The 16,787-nt window shown below is 72.1% G+C and carries 17 protein-coding genes and 1 pseudogene; 5 read left to right on the plus strand and 13 right to left on the minus strand.

The annotated features are described in order from the left end of the window. Window positions 1–122: 122 nt before the first annotated feature. From QR78_RS15575 to QR78_RS15605, 7 genes and pseudogenes are all read right to left on the minus strand, one after another. Window positions 123–1,427, minus strand: a pseudogene (locus QR78_RS15575) (pyruvate dehydrogenase complex dihydrolipoamide acetyltransferase); the annotation flags it as partial. A gap of 4 nt (window positions 1,428–1,431) precedes the next feature. Continuing rightward, the gene (locus tag QR78_RS15580; protein ID WP_048428460.1) at window positions 1,432–2,025 is read right to left on the minus strand and encodes a Uma2 family endonuclease; all 594 of its coding nucleotides are present in this window, start codon (window positions 2,023–2,025) and stop codon (window positions 1,432–1,434) included. 8 nt (window positions 2,026–2,033) lie between these two features. Then, window positions 2,034–2,318 (minus strand): DUF5076 domain-containing protein, encoded by a 285-nt coding sequence (locus QR78_RS15585; protein ID WP_048428461.1) that lies wholly within the window; start codon window positions 2,316–2,318, stop codon window positions 2,034–2,036. Window positions 2,319–2,323: 5 nt separating this feature from the next. Further along, a complete protein-coding gene (locus tag QR78_RS15590) occupies window positions 2,324–3,781 on the minus strand; it encodes a pyruvate dehydrogenase complex E1 component subunit beta (protein WP_048428462.1) in 1,458 nt (485 codons plus the stop codon). Window positions 3,782–3,881: 100 nt separating this feature from the next. After that, complete coding sequence (pdhA, locus tag QR78_RS15595; RefSeq protein ID WP_089504247.1) at window positions 3,882–4,874, minus strand: pyruvate dehydrogenase (acetyl-transferring) E1 component subunit alpha; 993 nt, start codon at window positions 4,872–4,874, stop codon at window positions 3,882–3,884. A 171-nt stretch (window positions 4,875–5,045) separates the two neighbouring features. Next, window positions 5,046–5,357 (minus strand): FtsB family cell division protein, encoded by a 312-nt coding sequence (locus QR78_RS15600; protein WP_048428464.1) that lies wholly within the window; start codon window positions 5,355–5,357, stop codon window positions 5,046–5,048. Window positions 5,358–5,399: 42 nt separating this feature from the next. Next, window positions 5,400–6,263 (minus strand): helix-turn-helix transcriptional regulator, encoded by an 864-nt coding sequence (locus QR78_RS15605; RefSeq protein WP_048428465.1) that lies wholly within the window; start codon window positions 6,261–6,263, stop codon window positions 5,400–5,402. 212 nt (window positions 6,264–6,475) lie between these two features. Between QR78_RS15605 and QR78_RS15610 the strand changes: the two genes are divergently transcribed. After that, window positions 6,476–7,393: a DMT family transporter gene (locus QR78_RS15610; RefSeq protein WP_048428466.1), complete on the plus strand. Its 918-nt coding sequence runs from the start codon at window positions 6,476–6,478 to the stop codon at window positions 7,391–7,393. A gap of 48 nt (window positions 7,394–7,441) precedes the next feature. On the opposite strand, the gene eno is transcribed toward QR78_RS15610, so the two are convergent. Next, window positions 7,442–8,722, minus strand: coding sequence for a phosphopyruvate hydratase (gene eno, locus QR78_RS15615; protein ID WP_048428467.1), 1,281 nt, complete (start codon window positions 8,720–8,722; stop codon window positions 7,442–7,444). Between the two features lie 250 nt (window positions 8,723–8,972). On the opposite strand from eno, the gene queF reads away from it, so the two are divergent. Beyond that, complete coding sequence (gene queF, locus QR78_RS15620) at window positions 8,973–9,437, plus strand: preQ(1) synthase (RefSeq protein WP_048428468.1); 465 nt, start codon at window positions 8,973–8,975, stop codon at window positions 9,435–9,437. A gap of 61 nt (window positions 9,438–9,498) precedes the next feature. Here queF and QR78_RS15625 read toward each other — a convergent pair whose 3' ends face one another. The 3 genes from QR78_RS15625 to kdsA all read right to left on the minus strand — a co-directional run bounded on the left by QR78_RS15625 (window position 9,499) and on the right by kdsA (window position 12,101). Further along, window positions 9,499–9,828, minus strand: a complete 330-nt coding sequence (locus QR78_RS15625; protein ID WP_048428469.1) for a hypothetical protein — start codon at window positions 9,826–9,828, stop codon at window positions 9,499–9,501. A gap of 202 nt (window positions 9,829–10,030) precedes the next feature. After that, entirely contained in the window at window positions 10,031–11,206 is a 1,176-nt protein-coding gene (locus tag QR78_RS15630; RefSeq protein WP_048428470.1) for an MFS transporter, read from the minus strand. Window positions 11,207–11,219: 13 nt separating this feature from the next. Further along, window positions 11,220–12,101: a 3-deoxy-8-phosphooctulonate synthase gene (gene kdsA, locus QR78_RS15635; RefSeq protein ID WP_048428471.1), complete on the minus strand. Its 882-nt coding sequence runs from the start codon at window positions 12,099–12,101 to the stop codon at window positions 11,220–11,222. 327 nt (window positions 12,102–12,428) lie between these two features. Here kdsA and QR78_RS15640 point away from each other — a divergent pair, with 327 nt between their 5' ends. Further along, window positions 12,429–12,890, plus strand: coding sequence for a DMT family transporter (locus QR78_RS15640; protein ID WP_048428472.1), 462 nt, complete (start codon window positions 12,429–12,431; stop codon window positions 12,888–12,890). 35 nt (window positions 12,891–12,925) lie between these two features. Here the strand turns inward: QR78_RS15640 and QR78_RS15645 are convergent, their stop codons facing one another. Continuing rightward, the gene (locus QR78_RS15645; RefSeq protein WP_048428473.1) at window positions 12,926–13,129 is read right to left on the minus strand and encodes a hypothetical protein; all 204 of its coding nucleotides are present in this window, start codon (window positions 13,127–13,129) and stop codon (window positions 12,926–12,928) included. 521 nt (window positions 13,130–13,650) lie between these two features. On the opposite strand from QR78_RS15645, the gene QR78_RS15650 reads away from it, so the two are divergent. Both QR78_RS15650 and QR78_RS15655 read left to right on the plus strand, forming a co-directional pair. Next, a complete protein-coding gene (locus QR78_RS15650; protein ID WP_048428474.1) occupies window positions 13,651–15,216 on the plus strand; it encodes an ATPase domain-containing protein in 1,566 nt (521 codons plus the stop codon). Next, window positions 15,203–16,243, plus strand: coding sequence for a sensor histidine kinase (locus QR78_RS15655; protein ID WP_048428475.1), 1,041 nt, complete (start codon window positions 15,203–15,205; stop codon window positions 16,241–16,243). Before QR78_RS15650 ends, QR78_RS15655 begins: the two co-directional genes overlap by 14 nt. Window positions 16,244–16,262: 19 nt before the next feature. Here QR78_RS15655 and QR78_RS15660 read toward each other — a convergent pair. Further along, a partial coding sequence (locus QR78_RS15660; protein WP_048428476.1) for an HAD hydrolase-like protein occupies window positions 16,263–16,787 on the minus strand: 525 nt, incomplete at its 5' end.

The following is a 16,787-nucleotide window of genomic DNA, read 5'->3' on the forward strand; positions in this document are numbered from 1 at the left end:
GCACCATCCTGGCGGTCGGCGCCGGCGAGGCCCGGGTGGTGGCGAAGAACGGCGCCCCGGCGGTCGTCCAGGCGATGACCGTGACGCTCTCCTGCGACCACCGGGTGGTCGACGGAGCGCTCGGCGCCGACCGCCAGGATGGTGCCGTGGGGCGGGTTGATGACCGCGCCGAACGACTTGATGCCGAACATGCCGAGATTCGACACCGCGGTGGTGCCGCCCTGGTACTCCTCGGGCTTGAGCTTCTTGGTGCGGGCGCGGGCGGCGAGGTCCTTCATCTCGGCCGAGATGGTCGAGAGCGTCTTTTGCTCGGCGCGGCGGATCACCGGGGTGAACAGCCCGCCGTCGATCGCCACCGCGACGCCGACATCCGAGTGGCGGAACCGCAGGATGCGGTCCTCGGCCCAGACGGAATTCGCCGCCGGCACCCGCTGGAGCGCCAGCGCCAGGGCCTTGATGACGAAGTCGTTGACCGAGAGCTTGAAGGCCGGCTTGCCGTCCTTGTCCTTCGTCGCCCCCGCATTGACCTGCTCGCGCAAGGCCAGGAGCGCGTCGAGCTCGACGTCGAGGGAGAGGTAGAAATGCGGGACGGTCTGCTTCGACTCGACGAGGCGCTTGGCGATGGTCTTGCGCATCCCGTCGAGGGGCACCTCCTCGAAGGAGCCCGGCTCGAACATCCCCATCACCTGCTTGGCGGTGAGGCCGGAGGGTGAGGCCGCGGCGGGCTTCGGGGCTTGCGCAGGCTCGGGCTTCGCGGCGGGGGCCTCCTTGGCGGCGGCTTGCGGCGCGGGCTTGGCCGTCCCGCCGGCCGTTTCCTTGGCCGTTTCCTTGACCGTCCCGCCCTCAATGGCGGCGCGCACGTCGCGCTCGATGATCCGGCCGTGCGGGCCCGAGCCGGACACCGCACCGAGATCGAGGCCTTCCTGCTTGGCGATGCGGCGGGCGAGCGGCGAGGCGAACAGGCGCCCGCCTTCCTGCTTCCCGGCCGCTGCCGGTCGCGCGCCCTCCGGCGCGGTGTCGACCCGCTCATACGACATCGTCCCGCCGCCGGGCGTCTCGTTGCCGGCGGGCGCCTGGGGCTGTCCTGACCCGGCCTTGCCTTCCGCCTTGCCGGCCGGCGGCGTCCCGGCCTTCTCCGTCTTGTCCGGCCCGCTGCCGCCGGCCGTCACGCTGCCGGGATCCTCGCCCTCCTCGGCGATGAGCGCGATCAGTTCGTTGACCGGCACGTCGGCGGTGCCCTCCGGCACCACGATCTTGGCGAGCACGCCCTCGTCGACCGCCTCGACCTCCATGGTCGCCTTGTCGGTCTCGATCTCGGCGAGCACGTCGCCCGACTTGATCGCGTCGCCCTCCTTCTTGAGCCACTTGGCGAGGTTGCCCTTCTCCATGGTCGGCGAGAGGGCGGGCATCAGCACGTTGATCGGCATGGATTCAGGTCTCGGCGGGAGGAGGGGCGGCCGGATCGTCGAAGGGGAACAAGTCGTCGAGGGGGAAGGAGACGGCGTCGAACGGCGGTAGGGTCACTGTCTCGCCGCGCGCGACGGTGCCAAGCAACAGCCAGTGGCCGCCGGTGAGGGCGAAGCCTTCGAGCACGCCGTCCGTGGGATCGAGCAGCCAGAGATGGCCGACACCGGCCTCGGCGTAGATCCGCCGCTTCGGCCCGCGATCGAGGCGAGCAGTGGAGGGGGACAGGATCTCGCAGACCCAATCCGGGGGAATGTCGGTATAGGCGGTCTCGGGTTCGGCCGGCAGCCGTTCGCGGCGCCAGCCGGCGATGTCGGGCACGACCACGTGACGACCGAGATGCACCTCCGGCTCGATCACGAAGATCCAGCCACCCGGCCCGCCGCGCCCGCGCCGAAATGGCAAGGTCAGCTCGGCATAGAGCTCTCCGGCGGCCGTGCCATGACGCATCCGCGGCCGCGGATGCGTCTCCAGCACCCCATCGACGATCTCGGCCACGAGGTGGTCCGGCACCGCCTCGAGATCGGCATAGGTGGCCCAGCGCGGCGCGGCCTCGGCCATGGAACGCCTCAGTTGAAGCTCTCGGGATCGAGGCTCTCGGCCTCCATCCCGGCGCGGATGCGCGCGAAGGCCTCCTCCTCGGACATCTCGGTCTCGCGGGCATAGACCACGGCCGCCTGGCGGGCGAGGTCGATGAACAGGCGCCCCCAGGTCGCCGGGTCGTCGAAGGAGCGGCGCAGCGCGATGCTCACCGCCCCGTCGACCACGGCGGCGCGCAGCACCTCGATGCCGCCCTGCTCCAGGGCGTCGGGCGGAACGTCGAGGGCCTCGAAGCGGGGCTCGTCGTCGGTCATGCCGCTCACCGGTAGCAGACGGCCTTGGCCGCCTCGATCACCTCGGCGACGTTCGGCAGCGCGAGCTTCTCGAGATTCGCCGCGTAGGGCATCGGCACGTCCTTGCCGGTGATGCGCAGCACGGGAGCGTCGAGGTAGTCGAAGGCGTCGACCATCAGGCGGGCGGCGATCTCGGCACCGACGCCGGATTGCGGAAAGCCTTCTTCCACGGTGATGCAGCGGCCGGTCTTCTTCACCGAGGCCACCACCGTCTCCGAATCCATCGGCCGGATGGTGCGCAGGTCGATCACCTCGGCCTCGATTCCGGCTTCCGCGAGTTCGTGCGCGGCCTTCAGCGCGTAGGTCATGCCGATGCCGAACGAGACGATCGTCACGTCACGCCCCTCGCGGTGCACCTTGGCCTTGCCGATCGGCACCGTGAAGTCGTCGAGCTGCGGCACCGGGAAGGACTGGCCGTAGAGAATCTCGTTCTCGAGGAAGACCACCGGGTTCGGATCGCGGATGGCGCTCTTGAGCAAGCCCTTCGCGTCCGAGGCGGTGTAGGGCATCACCACCTTCAGGCCCGGCACGTTGGAGTACCAGGCGGCGTAGTCGTGGCTGTGCTGGGCGCCGACCCGGGCCGCCGCGCCGTTGGGGCCCCGGAACACGATCGGGCAGCCGAGCTGGCCGCCGGACATGTAGAGGGTCTTGGCCGCCGAGTTGATGATCTGGTCGATCGCCTGCATGGCGAAGTTGAAGGTCATGAACTCGACGATGGGCCGCAGGCCCGTGAACGCCGCGCCGACGCCGACGCCGGCAAAGCCGTGCTCGGTGATCGGGGTGTCGACGACGCGCTTCGCGCCGAATTCCTGCAGCAGCCCCTGCGTGATCTTGTAGGCGCCCTGGTACTCGGCGACCTCCTCGCCCATGACGAAGACGTTGTCGTCCCGGCGCATCTCCTCGGCCATCGCGTCGCGCAGGGCCTCGCGGACCGTCTGGGTCACCATCTGGGTGCCCTCGGGGATCTCGGCCATCGCCGGATCCTGGCCGCGGTTGGTGATCACCGCCGGGGCGGCGGGCGTCTCGACCGGCTTGTCGTCCCCGGTCTTGGCCGCCGGGGCGGGGCGCTCGGCCTGGCCTTCCGCCTGCATGTCGGGGGCGGGGGCCTTCTGGGCCTCGCCCTCGGCCTCGGCCTTGCCGCCGGGCTTGCCGCCGCCGGCCTCGACGCCCGCCGGGTCTTCGCCCTCCTCGGCCAGCACCGCGATCGGGGTGTTGACCGCGACGTTGTCGGTGCCGTCGGCGATCAGGATCTTGGCGAGCACGCCCTCGTCGACCGCCTCGACCTCCATGGTCGCCTTGTCGGTCTCGATCTCGGCCAGGATGTCGCCGGCCTTGACCGGGTCGCCCTCCTTCTTGAGCCACTTCGCCAGCTTGCCCTGCTCCATCGTGGGCGAGAGGGCGGGCATCAGGATGTCGGTCGCCATGGGGTGCTCTGTCGATCCGGAAGAGGGGCGCGCCGGGTCGGGCGCCGGCCAGGGGCGGGGCCGTCCGTGCACCGGACGGCCTGGGGCACGGAAGGGGGCGCTAGAGCAGGATGTCGGTCCAGAGCTCGGACGGATCCGGCTCGGGATCGCTGGTGGCGAAGTCCGCCGATTCGTTGACGATCGCCCGCACCTTGGCGTCGACCGCCTTGATCTCGTCCTCGGGCACCTTGTGGGCGCCGAGCAGGCGCTTGCGGACCTGCTCGATCGGGTCGGATTCCTCGCGCATGCGGGCGACCTCGTCCTTGGTCCGGTACTTGGCCGGGTCGGACATCGAGTGGCCGCGGTAGCGGTAGGTCTGCATCTCGAGGATGTAGGGGCCCTCGCCGTCGCGGGCATGCGCGATGGCGCGGGTCGCGGCCTCGCGCACCGCGCGCACGTCCATACCGTCGACCTGCTCGCCCGGGATGCCGAAGGAGACGCCGCGCCTGGAAAAGTCGGTCTGGGCCGAGGCCCGCGAGACCGAGGTGCCCATGGCGTAGCGGTTGTTCTCGATCACGTAGACCACGGGCAGCTTCCACAGCTGCGCCATGTTGAAGCTCTCGTAGACCTGGCCCTGGTTGGCGGCGCCGTCGCCCATGTAGGTCAGGCTGACCGCGCCGTCGCCGCGGTACTTGTTGGAGAAGCCGAGCCCGGTGCCGAGGGACACCTGCGCGCCGACGATGCCGTGTCCGCCATAAAAGTTCTTCTCGCGGGAGAACATGTGCATCGAGCCGCCCTTGCCGCGGGAGTAGCCTCCCTTGCGGCCGGTGAGCTCGGCCATCACGCCCTTCGGCTCCATGCCGCAGGCCAGCATGTGGCCGTGGTCGCGGTAACCGGTGATGACCTGGTCGCCGTCCTTCGAGGCCATCTGGACCCCGATCACCACGGCCTCCTGGCCGATATAGAGGTGGCAGAAGCCGCCGATCAGGCCCATGCCGTAGAGCTGGCCGGCCTTCTCCTCGAAGCGGCGGATCAGCAGCATCTCGCGATAGGCGTGAAGATCCTCGTCCCGGCTGAAGGCCGGCACGTTCGAGGCCGGCGGCAGCGCCGCCATCTCGCGGGCCTCGTCGCTCCCGCGGTGGGCCTCTTTCGCGGCATCCATCGGCACCCTCCCGGCTGCTACCTTTATGGGAGAGCTTTTAGGGCAGGCGGGGGCGCAAATCGAGCGCTTTGGGACCGAAAGCCGCTGGCCTGGGGATGGGTTGGGGACGACGGGCGCGGCGCGTCAGGGGTTGATGATGACGACGTCGTTGGGGTGGACGCGGCCGAGCACCACCCGGGCGCGCTCCTCCAGGAGGTCGCGGTCGATCTGGTCGCTGCGCAGCAGCGCCACGCGGCGCTCCCACTCGGTCCGGTCGGCCTTGGTGGCGTCGAGCTCCTGCTGCAGGCCGTAGGCCTGGATCTTCAGGGCCCGCTTGGCCTCGAGGCCGCGGCTTCCGCTCTCGGCCTCGTGCAGGAAGTAGCCGACCACGAGGATCGACACGGCGTAGAGGCCGAGCGGCAACAGGATGGCACGGGCGCGACGACGGACTACCATGCGGGGAGAATGGGGCGGGAGGGTTAAGGAAGGCTCAAGGCGTTACGCTGCGCCCCGCCACGCCGCCGGCGTGAGGCCGGTCGCCTGGGCGAAGCGGCGGGTGAAGTGGCTCTGCGAGGCGAAGCCGCAGGCCAGCGCGATCTGGGCGAGGCTGGCGCCTCCTTCCGCCAGCAGGTCCTTGGCCCGGGCGATCCGCCGCTCGGTCACGTAGCGGTGCGGCGGGACGCCGAAGCTCGCCTTGAACATCTTGGCGAAGTGGAAGGTGCTCAGGCCCGCCTCGTCCGCCAGCACCTCGAGGCTCAGCGCCTCGGCGAGGCGCGCCTCGACCAGTTCCGCGATCCGACGCCGGATCGCGGGGGCGAGGCCGCCCGTCACCGCCCGCGCGCCGCCGCCGGCATGGCGCCGCAGCAGGGCGTGGAGCAGGAGGTGGCAGGCGGAGCCCAGCGCCATCCGGTCGGCGCCCGCCGCCCAGTCGAGGGGCAGCACCGCGCCGCGCATCAGCATGGCGGTGGCGGGGTCCTCCGCGAAGGTCAGCTCGTGCAGGGAGACGGCGCGGGGATCGACGTCCAGCGCGCTCACCGCCTGGTAGGCCAGGGTCTCGGGCGCGACGTAGAGGTGGAGCATCCGCAGCGGACCGCCGATCAGCCAGCGGCTCTCGTGGCCGGCCGGCAGCAGGCAGAGCTTGTCCGGCCCCCCGCCCGACACCGCGCCGTCCTCCCGCACCACGCCCTCGCCACCCTCGAGATAGAGGCTCAGCGTGTGGTGGTCCGGCCGGTCGTAGCGGGCGCGGTTGTCGCGGTTCTGCCACTCGGCGAGCGACAGCCCGCGCCCGAGATCGGCGCTGCGCAGGAGCGCCGCGCCGGTGCGGGACAGGGCGTCGCGGACGTCGGGGTTCGGCGCGGTCACGGGTCTTCGGGCCAGGGCGATGGTGCGAGGAGAGGCTGTAGGGGCCGGCGCCCGTCCTCCGCAACGGGGCGGGGGCCAGAAAAACCCGAGGAAGCCCCGAGGAAACCCCGAGGAAACCCCAAGAACCGGCAACGCCGCCGCCGGAACCGGACAGACCGCCGGCCCGGGCCCGGCCTATCCCGGCCCCTCCGAACCCGCTGGAACCCGCCGCCGTGACCGCCCTCCTGTACGCCCTCACCGTGCTCATCTGGGGAACGACCTGGATCGCCATCAAGCACCAGCTCGGTCCCGTCGCCTTCGAGGCCTCGATCGCCTACCGCTTCGCGCTCGCCGGCACCGTGCTCGCCGCCGCGCTGGTCCTCTCCGGGCGGCTCGCGCCGATCCCGCGGCGGCACCTGCCCTTCGTGGTGCTGCAGGCCTTGTGCCTGTTCTCGTGCAACTTCGCCTGCTTCTACCTCGCCACGCGCTCGGTCCCGAGCGGGATCGTCTCGGTGGTGTTTTCCGCCGCCACGATCTTCAACGTCGCCAACGCGTATCTCTTCCACCGCCGCAGGCCGGCACCCCGGATCCTCGCCGGGGCAATGATCGGGCTTCTCGGCATCGCCTGCCTGTTCCGGGACACGCTTCTCGGTACCGCCCTCGACCGGGACACCGCGATCGGTCTCGGCCTGGCGCTCCTCGGCACCTGGTTCTTCTCGGCCGGCAACCTCGTCTCGGCCCGCAACCAGCGCCACGGGCTGCCGGTCGCCACGGTGAACGCCTACGGGATGCTGACCGGGGCCGCCCTGGTGGCGACGGTCGCGTTCTTGCGCGGGGTGCCGTTCGGCTTCGATCCGTCACCGGCCTATGTCGGGGCCTTGCTCTACCTGGCGATCCCCGGCTCGGTGGTCGGCTTCACCGCCTACCTGACGGTGGTGCACCGGATCGGCCCCGAGAAGGCCTCCTACATGACCGTGCTGTTTCCGGTCGTGGCGCTCACGATCTCGGTCTTCGCGGAAGGCTACCGGGTGACGCCGCTCGCCGGCCTCGGCTTCGCCCTGGTGCTCGCCGGCAACGTCGTGGTGTTCGCGCCGCGACGAGGCCTGCCTGCCCAACGAAAAGGCCGCCCGGAGGCGGCCTGCAAGGTGTGATGCCGTCATGAGCGGGGAGGGGCGCGCGAGCCCCTCCACCGGGGACGATCAGCCGATCTTCAGCGCGCCGCGGCCGAGGTAGCGGGCCTGCGAGCCCAGGCCCTCCTCGATGCGGATGAGCTGGTTGTACTTGGCCAGTCTGTCCGAACGGGCGAGCGAGCCGGTCTTGATCTGCCCGCAATTCGTCGCGACGGCGAGGTCGGCGATGGTCGCGTCCTCGGTCTCGCCGGAGCGGTGCGACATCACGGCGGTGTAGCCGGCGCGATGGGCCATGTCGACGGCGGCGAGCGTCTCGGTCAGCGAGCCGATCTGGTTGACCTTCACCAGGATCGAGTTCGCGGTGCCCTTGGAAATCCCCTCCGACAGGCGCGTGACGTTGGTCACGAACAGGTCGTCGCCGACGAGCTGGCAGCGGTTGCCGACCTTGTCGGTCAGCGCCTTCCAGCCGGCCCAGTCGTCCTCGGACATGCCGTCCTCGATCGACAGGATCGGGTAGGCGTCGACGAGCTTCGCCAGGTAGGTCGCCTGGGCCTCGGGGTCGCGGGTCTGGCCCTCGCCCTCGTAGACGTACGAGCCGTTCTTGAAGAACTCGGTGGCGGCGCAGTCCAGCGCCAGCACGATGTCGCGGCCCGGCTCGAAGCCGGCGGCGCGGATCGAATCCATCACGAAGTCGAGCGCCGCCTCGGCCGACGGCAGGTTGGGGGCAAAGCCGCCCTCGTCGCCCACGTTGGTGTTGTGGCCGGCCTTCTTCAGGGCGCCCTTGAGGGTGTGGAACACCTCGGCGCCCCAGCGCACCGCCTCGGCGAGCGACTCGGCGCCCACCGGCATGATCATGAATTCCTGGAAGTCGATCGGGTTGTCGGCGTGGGCCCCGCCGTTGATGATGTTCATCATCGGCACCGGCAGGATCCGGGCCTGGGTGCCGCCGACATAGCGGTAGAGCGGCAGGCCGGAAGCCTCGGCGGCGGCCTTGGCGACGGCGAGCGAGACGCCCAGGATCGCGTTGGCACCGAGGCGGGCCTTGTTCGGCGTGCCGTCGAGCTCGATCATCGCCTCGTCGATGGCGGCCTGCTCCTCGGCGTCCATGCCGCCGATCGCGTCCAGGATCTCGCCGTTGACCGCCTCGACGGCCTTCAGCACGCCCTTGCCGCCGTAGCGGGACTTGTCGCCGTCGCGCAGTTCCACCGCCTCGTGGGCGCCGGTCGAGGCACCGGACGGGACCGCGGCGCGGCCGAAGGAGCCGTCCTCGAGGAGGACGTCGACCTCCACCGTGGGGTTGCCCCGGCTGTCGAGGATCTGGCGGGCGGCGATGTTGGTGATCGCGGTCATGAGAGGATCTCTCGGGCAGGCATCGAGCGTTCGCGCGGCTTATCGGCCAAGATGCCGCCTGCGGCAAGCCGCCCAAGGGTGGGGAATGGCGAGGGGCGGCGGCGGCGGGGAGAGACCGGGTGCCGGAAGGGAAGACGGCCGGTGCCGGAGACGGACCCGCGCCCGGCGGAGGTCGTCGAGGGGTCTCCCGTGCGCGCTAGCGCGGGGCCGCCGGTATCGCGCGGGCCCGCGCGGGTCTATTAGGGCGGGCATGACGCACGACATCACCGACCACGCCCGGCAGCTCGGGCAGCCCACCGCCCAGCCGCGCTCGCCGGAAGAGGCCCAGCTCGACCGCGTGCCGAACCCGCACCCGGACACCGATTACTGCGCCCGCTTCACCGCACCGGAATTCACCTCGCTCTGCCCGGTGACCGGCCAGCCCGACTTCGCCATCCTGGTGATCGACTACGTACCGGATCAATGGCTGGTCGAGTCGAAGTCGCTGAAGCTCTACCTGCACAGCTTCCGCGATCACGGCGCCTTCCACGAGGATTGCACCGTCGGCATCGGCCGCCGGCTGACCGCGCTCCTGGAGCCGCGCTACCTGCGCATCGGCGGCTACTGGTACCCGCGCGGCGGCATCCCGATCGACGTGTTCTGGCAGACCGGCACCCCGCCGGCCTCGGTCTGGCTGCCCGACCAGGGCGTGCCGCCCTACCGCGCGCGGGGCTGAACGAGAGAGGGGCGGCCGGGTTCCCCCGGCCGCCCCTCGTCATGTCGAATGGGTTGCGGTCTCAGTAGCCGTAGCCATACCCGTAGGCCGGGGCCGGGGCGCCGTAATAGCCGTAGCCGTTGCGGCGGGCGGCATCGGCGGCGGCGGCCGCACCCATCGCGCCCCCGGCGGCACCGGCGATGCCGAGGCCGGCGGCGGCGCCCGGCGAGATGCCGCGGCGGCGCCCGCCATAGGCGTAGGGCCGGCCGACGTAACCCCGACCATAGCCGTGGCCGTAATGGTGGCCGTAGCCGTGACCGCGCCAGCCCTGGGCCTGGGCCGGGGAGGGGGCGACGGTGGACACGGCGCCGAGAGCCACCGCGAGGGCCGGGATGATCGCCAGCTTGCGCATCGTTGATCTCCTGCTTTCGTTCAAGCCATATGACCCGGACAACGAGCTCGGCAGGATAGGGTTCCCACAATCGTTCGGCCCGGGGCCGCCCGCCGTCGCGGCGATGGACCGGTCATCCGGCCCTCGCCACGGGGGGCGTGACTGGGGCTGATCCTGGCGGCCGTCGCCTGAATTTTGGCTGAACTGGCGCTCGACCGGGCTGTCAGCCCGGACGGGCGAGCCGGCGGGCCGTGACGAGGCCGAGAACCAGGATCGCGGCGGCGCAGAGGGCGAGCGCCGGCAGCTGGCCGAGGGTCTCAAGGCCGAGGCCCAGGACCGCCACGCCGATCGCCTGGCCGCAGAAGAACGAGAAGGCGTGGAGCGCCACCGCCGAGGCCCGGGCCTCCGGCACCACCTCGGTCACCTGCACCTGGAAGGTGTTGTGCAGCATGTAGAACCCGAGGCCCAGGGCCACGAGCGCCGCGGCGTCGGTCTGCCAGGCGCCGGCGAGACCGACGACGAGGAGCGCCCCCCCCGAGATCGCGCCGCCCGCCATCAGCATCCGGGTCTGGCCGAGGAGGCGCAGCAGCAGCGCGACGGTGAGCGAGTAGGTCAGGCCTCCGGCGGCGAAGCCCGCCAGCACCAGCCCGGCCTCCCGGGGTCCGCCCTCGCCACGGGCCTCGATCAGGTGGGCGAGATGCGGGAAGATGCCGAACACCGCGATCGCCTCGACGAAGACGGCGGCAAAGAGCACCCGGGCGCGGGGGGTGCGCAGGATCGTGCGGTAGCGCGCCAGCGCCGGGGCCACGGCGAAGCGGCCCCCGGGGGCGCGCAGGCGTCGGGCGAAGCCGAGGGCGACCCCGGACAGGCCGACCGCCCCGACCCCGGCGGCGAGGGCGAAGACGCCGCGCCAGCCGATCGCTCCCTCGATCAGCCCGGCGATGGTGGAGCCGGAGAGCTGGCCGAGGATCACCGCGACGAGGAAGCGGCCGATCGCGACCTGGCGCTGGGCCATCGGGATGCGGTCGCCCATCATGGCGAGCGAGAGCGGGATCACCCCGCCGGCCGCCGCGCCCGCGACCATGCGCAGGCCGAACAGGGTGCCGATGTCGCCCGCGACCGTGCAGGCCGCGAGCGCGAGACTCATCACCAGGAGGCAGGTGACCACCACCCGCTCCTTGCCGAGCGCGTCGCCGACCGGGCCGAGGATCGGCTGGATCAGCGCGTAGGGCAGGGCGAAGGCGGTGGAGAGGAGCGCCACGGTAGCGGGCGGGCTCGCGAGGTCGCGGGCGAGCACGCCGACCAGCGGCTCGACCACCCGGCCGGCGAAGGTGCTGGCGAAGCCCCCGGCGGCCAGGACCGCGATCAGGCGGGAGGGCGAATCGCTGGCGGCCTGCATCGCCCCGGCTCCGTCAGACGCCGGTCCCGTCGGCGGATCGGGCCTTGGCGAGCCGGTCGAAGGCCTGGAGCTCGGCGAGCAGGGCCGGCATCTGGCGCAGCGGCACCATGTTGGGCCCGTCGGAGGGCGCCCGGTCGGGATCGGCGTGGGTTTCGATGAACACGCCCGCGACCCCCACCGCCACCGCGGCCCGGGCGAGCACCGGCACGAATTCGCGCTGGCCGCCCGAGGTGGCGCCCTGGCCGCCGGGCTGCTGCACCGAGTGGGTGGCGTCGAACACCACCGGCAGGCCGCCGCTCACCTGCGCCATGATCGGCAGGGCGCGCATGTCCGAGACGAGGGTGTTGTAGCCGAAGGAGGCGCCGCGCTCGGTGAGGAGCACGTTGGGATTGCCCGCGCCCGTGATCTTGGCCGCGACATGGGCCATGTCCCAGGGAGCGAGGAACTGCCCCTTCTTGACGTTGACCACCCGGCCGGTGGCGGCCGCCGCGAGCAGCAGGTCGGTCTGCCGGCACAGGAAGGCCGGGATCTGGAGCACGTCCACGGCCTGCGCCGCCGCGGCGCAATGGCCGGCCTCGTGCACGTCGGTGACGACCGGGAGCCCCAAGGTCTCGCGGATCTCGGCGAAGATCGGCAGCGCTTGGGTCAGGCCGAGGCCGCGGCTCGACCCGGCCGAGGTGCGGTTGGCCTTGTCGAAGGACGACTTGAACACGAGGCCGATGCCGAGAGCCGCCGTCATCTCCTTGAGGGCGCTCGCGACCTCGAGGGCGTGGGCCCGGCTCTCCAGGGCGCAGGGGCCGGCGATCAGGCTCAGCGGCAGATGGTTGCCGAACCGGACGGAGCCGGCGGCGACGGTGACGGGCGACGGGGCGGTCGAAGGCGATTGGGTCGACATGGTGGGGAGGCGTAGCGGGTTTCCGGGGGCGCGGGAAGGTGGCGGGCCGCAGGGCTCGTCCTCGCGCTTCGCGGACCGCGATCAGGCGGACGCCGACGATCCATCGCTGTTCTGGCGGGCCGGAGAAAGCCTCGACGGGTCTCGTTCGCGCCCCGGTGACGGACCGGCGGCTTCGGCCGGAGCCGTCATCGGCACGGCGGCACGCCGGCCTCCGCGTTCGTCTCTGGTATTTTACGCTCGTCCATCATAGGAGATGATCTTCATCGACAGGAGCCGTGCCATGCCCTCCCACCCCGGCCCATCCGCCCGTTCCGCGGACGTCGCCCGATGAGCGGCGCGGCGATCCTCTGCCTCGTCGCCGGGGCGGGACTGGTGGTCCAGAACGCGCTGATGGGGGCCATGGCGACGCGGGGCGCCGGCCTGACCGGGGCGCTCCTGTGCAACTCGCTGGTCGGGCTGTCGCTGCTCGGCCTCGTCGAAGCCTGGCGCAGCGGGCCGGGCTTCCCGCTGCGGCTGGTGGAACGGGCGGAGCCCTGGTTCCTGGTGCCGGGACTGCTCGGCACGCTGTTCGTGGCCGCCTGCCTGTACGGCTACCGCCAGCAGGGCGCGACCGTCACGGTGACCATGGTGGTGGCCGGCCAGCTCGCGGCGGGGATCGCCGCCGATGCCGCCGGCCTGACCGGCCGGCCGGGCGGCACCGCGGCGCCGCTCGGCTGGCAGACCTGGTGCGGGGCCGCGCTGCTCGTCGCTGGCGCGGTGCTGGTCCTGCGGGGACGGGGGGCGGCCTGACGAGGGGGGAGCCGGTGCGGGCCGGCCCCGCTCCGTCAGCCCCGGGCGCCCCGGGGCGCCTCGGTGGCGGTCGCGGCGAGGCCGTCCGGCGCGGCGCCGGGGCCGAGCAGGTTGACGGCCACGTGCAGGCCGATGGCGGGTCCGAAGACCAGCGCCAGCATGAGAAGCAGAACGACCACGACGCTGCGGTCGCGGGTGGCGGCGCCGCCGGAGCGGGCGGTCATCGTCGTCAGGGTCATGGCTCACCTCGTTCGACCGGCCGCATCGGCGCCGGTCGCGGGCGAGCCCGATCAGCGATCAGGCGCGGGTCACGCGAGGCGGCACCGAGGCGGCGCGGTCCGTCGACTACTGTCGCTGGGCATGGGGGATTCAGGATTCCGATGAGGCCGCGCGGCACCGAATCGTCGGACGACGCGCGGACCAGCGCCACATGCGTGCGAACCCCCGCGGCGTCAAGGGGACGGGTCCACTTTTTCCCGCAGCGCATCATGCGGGTGCCGGCGCGATGCCACGCCCGTGTGGAACCTGCCGGGCGATCGCACGATCCCTTTGTTCTCGCCGCATTTCTTTGCCACAAGCCGATCACGACCCCTGCCGGGCGAAAAAGGCCCGTCGCCGCCGATCGTGGGGCGCCTCACCGAGACCTCCCGCCGCACGTCGCCGCCCCGGGCGAGCGATTGGCAGCGGTCCGGCGTTCTCGGGAGACACCCGACGATCAGACCGTCACGAGACCTGCCTGCCGAAGGCCCGCCCGCCGTCCATGTCCGATCCTCTGCCCGATCCCCAGCTTCCGCCCCCCGACGACGCCGCGCCGATCCCGACCGGGGTGCCGGGCCTCGATTCCATCCTGGAGGGTGGCTACGCGGCCAACCGCGCCCACCTGATCGAGGGCCGACCGGGCTCCGGCAAGACCACCCAGGCGCTGCAATTCCTCCTCGACGGGGCGCGGCTCGGCGAGCGCTGCCTCTACATCACCCTGTCGGAGAGCCGGCGCGAGCTCGTCTCGGTCGCGGCCCGCCACGGCTGGTCGCTCGACGGCATCGAGATCTTCGAGCTGGTGCCGCCCGAGCTCAGCCTCGATCCGCGCCAGCAGCAGAGCCTCGTCCATTCCTCCGACCTCGAACTCGGCGAGACCGTCAGGCTCGCCATCGCGGAGATCGACCGGATCAAGCCGCAGCGGGTGGTGTTCGACAGCCTCTCCGAGATCCGGCTCCTGTCGCAGGGGTCTCTGCGCTACCGCCGCCAGGTGCTGGCGCTGCGCAGCTACCTGCTGATCCACGACACCACCGCGCTCCTCCTCGACGACCTCACCGCCGAGCAGGACGACCTCAACCTGCACAGCCTCTGCCACGCGGTGATCCAGCTCGAGCAGCTCGCCCCGGTCTATGGCGGCGAGCGCCGGCGCCTGCGGGTGATCAAGATGCGCGGCACGCATTTCCGCGGCGGCTTCCACGACTTCGTCATCCGCCGCGGCGGCCTCACGGTGTTCCCCCGCCTGATCGCGGCCGAGCACGGCCATGCCTACGAGATCGACCGCCTCGGCAGCGGCAATCCCGGTCTCGATTCGCTGCTGGGAGGGGGCCTCGACCGGGGCACCAGCACGATGCTGCTCGGGCCCTCGGGGGTCGGCAAGTCGTCGACGGCGCTCGCCTACGTCACGGCGGCGCTGGCGCGCGGCGAGCGCGGGCTGATCCTGAGCTTCGACGAGCCGATCGGGATCCTGCGGCGCCGGGCCGCCGGCCTCGGCATGGACATCGCCGCCGCCATGGCCGACGGCCGCCTGCGGGTCGAGCAGATCGACCCGGCCGAGGTCTCGCCGGGCGAGCTCGCCACGATGGTCCGCGACGCCGTCGAGCGCGCGGGCGTCCGCCTGGTGCTGATCGATTCGCTCACCGGCTACCACAACGCGATGCCGGGCGAGCAATATCTGCTGCTGCAGATGCACGAGATCCTGACCTACCTGAACCAGCAGGGGGTGACGACGCTGCTGGTGCTGGCCCAGCACGGCCTCGTCGGCCAGATGTCGGCGGCGGTCGATCTCACCTATCTCAGCGACACCGTCGTGCTCTTTCGGTTCTTCGAGGCGGACGGGCACTTGCGCCGGGCGGTCTCGGTGGTCAAGAAGAGGGTGGGGCCGCACGAAGATACCATCCGGGAACTCCGGATCGACGGCGGCGGTTTGCGTGTCGGCGCGCCGCTGACGGGCTTCCGGGGGGTCCTGACGGGCGTGCCGATCTACGAGGGCCGCCTGCCGGCCGAGGGCGTGGGGCCCGCGCGGGACCTGCCGGTGGGGTCGGGCGATCGGGACAGTCATGAGAGAGAATGATCCCCCGGTCCTGATCCTGGCGCCGGCCGGCCGCGACGCCGAGGTGGCGGGCACCATCCTGGAGGAGGCCGGCCTGCGGGCCGAGGTCTGCGCCGACCTGCCGGCGCTGGTCGCCCGGCTCGACGAGGGCAGCTGCGCGGTCCTGACCGAGGAGGCCCTGCGCGCCTCCGACCGCCACGGGCTCGCCGCCTACCTCGCCGGGCAGGAGCCGTGGTCGGACTATCCCTTCGTGCTGCTCACCCTGCGGGGCACCCCGCCGGAGGCGCGGCTGATGGAGTCGCTGGGCAACGTCACCCTGCTGGAGCGGCCGTTCCACCCCGCCACCCTGGTGACCGCGACCCGCTTCGCCGTGCGGGCGCGCCGGCGCCAGCGCGAGGCCGCGGCCTTCCTGCACGAGCGCCAGCAGACCGCCGAGCGCCAGGCCCTGCTGATCCGCGAGCTGCACCACCGGGTGAAGAACACGCTCGCCACCGTGCAGGCGCTGCTCGGCGCCTCGGCGCGCGGGGCGACCAGCGTCGACGAATTCTACCAGGGCTTCTCGGCCCGGGTGATCTCGCTCGCCAAGACCCACAACCTCCTCACGGAGGATTACTGGCAGATGGCCTCGCTCCAGGAGATGCTGGAGAACGAGCTCGGCCCCTACAACGACGAGGCCGGCAAGCGCATCGCCCTGAAGGGGCCGCTCGTCGAGCTCACCGCCGACCTCGCGGTGCCGACCGGCATGGCGATCCACGAGCTGACCACCAACGCCGCCAAGCACGGCGCCCTCTCGGTGCCCGAGGGGCGCATCACCGTGACCTGGGCCGTCGATCAGGGTGAAACCGGCCGGCGCCTGCGCCTCGACTGGACCGAGCGCGGCGGCCCGCGCACCGCGGAGCCGACCCGCAAGGGTTTTGGGTCGACCCTGCTGCAGCGGGTGCTCACCATGCAATGCGGCGCCGACATCCGCTTCGACTTCAAGCCGACGGGCCTGCATTTCCGCATGGAAGCGCCGCTGGTCGAGCACCGGACGGTGCCGCACTACTGAAAGCGCGCCGCGACCGCCTTCAGGCGGCCCGGGCGGCGGGCGGCAGGAGCGCCGCCGCCACCGCCTCGGGGGTCGCGAACAGATGTGCCGGGCCCGCGGCCGCGAGCGCCGGTCCCCGGGTATAGCCCCAGGTCACCGCCCCGAAGGCGAGGCCCGCCCGCGCGGCCGCCGCGTGATCGCGCAGCTCGTCGCCGAGGCACAGCACCCGGCCGGGGGAGACGCCGCTCGCCCGCACCACCGCGGCGAACCGGCGCGCCTTGCCGAACACGCCGGCGCCGCAGGCGTAATGCCCGATCAGGCCGGCGCAGTCGGGGCCGAGCACCCGGCGCACCACGTCTTCGCGGTTCGAACTGACGAGGGCGAGGGCGATGCCGCCCTCGCGCAACCGCCCGAGCAGGGCCGGGATGCCCGGAAACAGCGCCAGCGCGCCGGCATCCCGGGCGGCGAGCCCGTGCATGTGGCGGGCGATGAAGGGCAGCTTCCAGCCGGCGACGCCGAGGCGCCGCATCACGCCCCGCGCGTCGAGCGCCCGCAAGGCCTCGAC

This window comes from Methylobacterium indicum, assembly GCF_001043895.1.
Classification (GTDB): domain Bacteria; phylum Pseudomonadota; class Alphaproteobacteria; order Rhizobiales; family Beijerinckiaceae; genus Methylobacterium; species Methylobacterium indicum.

Excerpts from the sequence above, each read along its gene's own strand:
- QR78_RS15580 (WP_048428460.1), bottom strand. The coding sequence starts at position 2,025 with ATGGCCGAGGCCGCGCCGCGCTGGGCCACCTATGCCGATCTCGAGGCG.
- pdhA (WP_089504247.1), bottom strand. The coding sequence starts at position 4,874 with ATGGCGGCGCTGCCGCCGGCCTCGAACGTGCCGGCCTTCAGCCGGGAC.
- QR78_RS15590 (WP_048428462.1), bottom strand. The coding sequence starts at position 3,781 with ATGGCGACCGACATCCTGATGCCCGCCCTCTCGCCCACGATGGAGCAG.
- QR78_RS15650 (WP_048428474.1), top strand. The coding sequence starts at position 13,651 with ATGTCCGATCCTCTGCCCGATCCCCAGCTTCCGCCCCCCGACGACGCC.
- QR78_RS15625 (WP_048428469.1), bottom strand. The coding sequence starts at position 9,828 with ATGCGCAAGCTGGCGATCATCCCGGCCCTCGCGGTGGCTCTCGGCGCC.
- QR78_RS15585 (WP_048428461.1), bottom strand. The coding sequence starts at position 2,318 with ATGACCGACGACGAGCCCCGCTTCGAGGCCCTCGACGTTCCGCCCGAC.
- QR78_RS15645 (WP_048428473.1), bottom strand. The coding sequence starts at position 13,129 with ATGACCCTGACGACGATGACCGCCCGCTCCGGCGGCGCCGCCACCCGC.
- QR78_RS15630 (WP_048428470.1), bottom strand. The coding sequence starts at position 11,206 with ATGCAGGCCGCCAGCGATTCGCCCTCCCGCCTGATCGCGGTCCTGGCC.
- kdsA (WP_048428471.1), bottom strand. The coding sequence starts at position 12,101 with ATGTCGACCCAATCGCCTTCGACCGCCCCGTCGCCCGTCACCGTCGCC.
- QR78_RS15655 (WP_048428475.1), top strand. The coding sequence starts at position 15,203 with ATGAGAGAGAATGATCCCCCGGTCCTGATCCTGGCGCCGGCCGGCCGC.
- queF (WP_048428468.1), top strand. The coding sequence starts at position 8,973 with ATGACGCACGACATCACCGACCACGCCCGGCAGCTCGGGCAGCCCACC.
- QR78_RS15640 (WP_048428472.1), top strand. The coding sequence starts at position 12,429 with ATGAGCGGCGCGGCGATCCTCTGCCTCGTCGCCGGGGCGGGACTGGTG.
- QR78_RS15600 (WP_048428464.1), bottom strand. The coding sequence starts at position 5,357 with ATGGTAGTCCGTCGTCGCGCCCGTGCCATCCTGTTGCCGCTCGGCCTC.
- eno (WP_048428467.1), bottom strand. The coding sequence starts at position 8,722 with ATGACCGCGATCACCAACATCGCCGCCCGCCAGATCCTCGACAGCCGG.